At 31.8% G+C, this 2,883-nt stretch carries 2 protein-coding genes; both read left to right on the top strand.

Annotation, left to right across the window (positions count from 1 at the left end):
* Positions 1-578, top strand: a 578-nt coding sequence (locus tag F1B92_RS08610) for a hypothetical protein (RefSeq protein WP_229770996.1), incomplete at its 5' end; no start/stop codon positions are given.
* Positions 579-596: 18 nt separating this feature from the next.
* On the top strand, positions 597-2,883 hold a 2,287-nt coding region (locus F1B92_RS08605), incomplete at its 3' end, for a VWA domain-containing protein (protein WP_154571432.1).

Genomic DNA, 2,883 nt, shown 5'->3' with positions numbered 1-2,883 from the left:
TTTTTCTGACCTTTATTTTCTTGGCGCTAATTAATAAAAAATACAAAGTTAAAATTCACAAAACAGATGAAAAAATAACTTATGAAAAAATAGAAGTTTCAAAAGGTGATAAATTTTTATTTCAAAACAAAACTCACTTCATAGCCACTTTAATAACCCTGTTTTTAACTTACGGATTTTTGTTTGACGGGTTTAAGATGCTTAAATTTAGATACGAGTGCAATATTAAAAAAGATTTTAAGATTGAGATTGTAGATGATAATTATACACTAAACAATTTACAAAATATTCGATTAAAAGATAGTGAAATATATCATCGGTGCGATAATGATTATGTCAAATGCCCTAAAAATGTAGGTTTAATTCATAAAAGTGACATATATCTTACCGATGAAAAAAATATAGGAAAAATTTATAGATATTTTATGCCTTATAATTCATTTATGCATAAATTTTTATCTGTATCCACGGATGTTCAGGGCTTAACTTGCCATAATACGCCAAACGAATACGAAATAATCGATATTTTAAAACAAAATTTAATAAATAAAAATTCTAATGAAAAGGATAAAAGATGANNCAAGATTTACGCACAGTTGGCACTAGATGCTTATACATACAAAAATACTTTTGATATTGTTAAATTTGGAGAGAAAGAATATGAGGTTTTGTTTCAACGAAATTTAGTTGGTTTTCAAGCCACTTTGTATCGTGATGCAAATACAAATGAAAAAATTTTGGCAATTCGTGGAACAGATGCGGAAGTTAGTTTCAATGGTTTAGATGATATACTGAACGACATACTATTAGGCACTCTTGGCGATAATTGGCAAACAAATGACTTGCAAAAATTTTATAATGATATGGTGGAAACCGGAATTTTATCGCCAAGTGATAAATTGACAGTTACAGGACACTCGCTAGGCGGATATTTAGCTCAGCTTTTTACAATTGCTAATGAAGATAAAATTTCCCATACATACACCTATAACGCACCCGGTCTTTTAGGGCTTAAAGGAACTTTATTAAATTTGTTCGGAACTTCGAATATAAAATCAAATAAAATCACAGATATACTAGCAAAAGACGGCATAAATTTCACAAATGCAATGGGATTAAATGTAGGAGAAGAAATCAAAGTCTCAGGCAATTCTCACGCTATAAAAGACCTAACCCAAATTCTCTACTTCTACGATATGGCTATATCAAGCGGAGTAAATGAAAATGCTGTAACTCAGTATCTAAGCGGATTTTATAACACACCAAATTTTATACTTAAAGGAAGTGTAGCAAGTATTGCTAGTGATACAATTTCGCAAATAGAACAAATAGTAGGAAAAGCAAACGGAGCAAATGATATAATAGAAATTTGCAACGCCTATGAAAATAATAATGTTAAATTTAATCTCAATTTAATAAGTCCAACTTCAAGTGTAACTTCCTTTTTCTCAGGCTCAAATTTAAGCACACCTGCTTTATATGCTCTTGTAAATTTAAATCCTTTTATTATTTCAGGTATAAATTCAAACGCTTACTCTGAACTAGAAAGATACAAAGATGAATATAGCAAAAACTATGTAAGCGATAAGGCAAAAATGTTTAAGGCTCTTATGGATACACCAAAAGTAGGCTCATATTATGATGATTATGAAACAGGTAAGAAAATTTCATATTATACTTCTGTTACAGACCCCGATAATACAGATGAATACAATCTCACTGATACAGCTTATATATTTGGCACAAACAAAAATGATATAGTAACTGCTTCGGTAGGAAAAGCCAATAGAATTTACACCCTAGCAGGAGATGACACTATAAAACTAACTGGTGGTTCAAACTATATTGAAGCTGGAAGTGGAAATGACACGATAGATTTAAGTGGTATAAAAGATACAAATTCAGTAAATACAATATACGCCGATATAAAAGACAGTAAAGATGATAAAGACAGCGGAGATGATATAATCATAGGTTCAAGTGGCAAAGACATTATGTATGGTGGAGCAGGTAATGACACCTACAAAGCAGGAGATAAAGATATTATACAAGATGATGATGACGGAATTGGTAGTGTAGAGTTTGACGGCAATCTCTTAGTAGGTGGCACTTGGAACGAAAAAGAACAATGCTATATCGATGACAATAATAAAAACATAAAATATACTTTGAACGGTAATGATTCACAAGGCACACTCACAGTTAAATTTGGCGACAAAACCCTAACCATCAACAACTACTCCAAAGAAAAACAATCCCTAAATATAAATTTAGCTGAACAAAAAGGCAAAGAAATAGCTATCGTCATCGATACAACTGGTTCTATGCAAGATGACATAGACACAGCCAAACAAACAGCAAGAGTGATTGCGGAAAATATTTTTAGAACAAATTCTAATCAAACCCAATACTCAAAAATTTCAATCGTAACTTTTAGCGACAATAGCATAAAAACCATAGGAACTTACACAACCATATCTGCATTTCAATCAGGAATAAATTCCGTCTTTATTGAAAATGGCTCACAAGAATACGCAATGGCTGCACTATTAGAGGGTATGAGTAACTTTACCCCTGATAACGGACTAAGCAAAGAAATTTATCTAATGACTGATGAGCCAGGCGATGATAATCATAGAAAAAGTGAAGTCCTAGCAAGAGCAAGAGATTTAAAAATGGGTATAGCTAAAATGGCTAGAAGTGCTGATTTAAGTCAAAGCGATGATAACTCTGTGAAAATAAACATAATCTCAATAAATTCAAATTTAAACCATTTCAAAGAACTAAGCGACCAAACAGGCGGAAGCTTTTTTCAACCAAATTCACTAAGTGAATTAGAAGATGCTCTGTTTGAACTAAGCAATCTAGGCACTTCCAAATCCG

Origin of the sequence: Campylobacter portucalensis (genome assembly GCF_009690845.1) — a bacterium.
Taxonomy (GTDB): domain Bacteria; phylum Campylobacterota; class Campylobacteria; order Campylobacterales; family Campylobacteraceae; genus Campylobacter_B; species Campylobacter_B portucalensis.
Note: the sequence above shows the minus strand (reverse complement) of the source record. Positions and strands in the feature narration are given on the sequence as shown.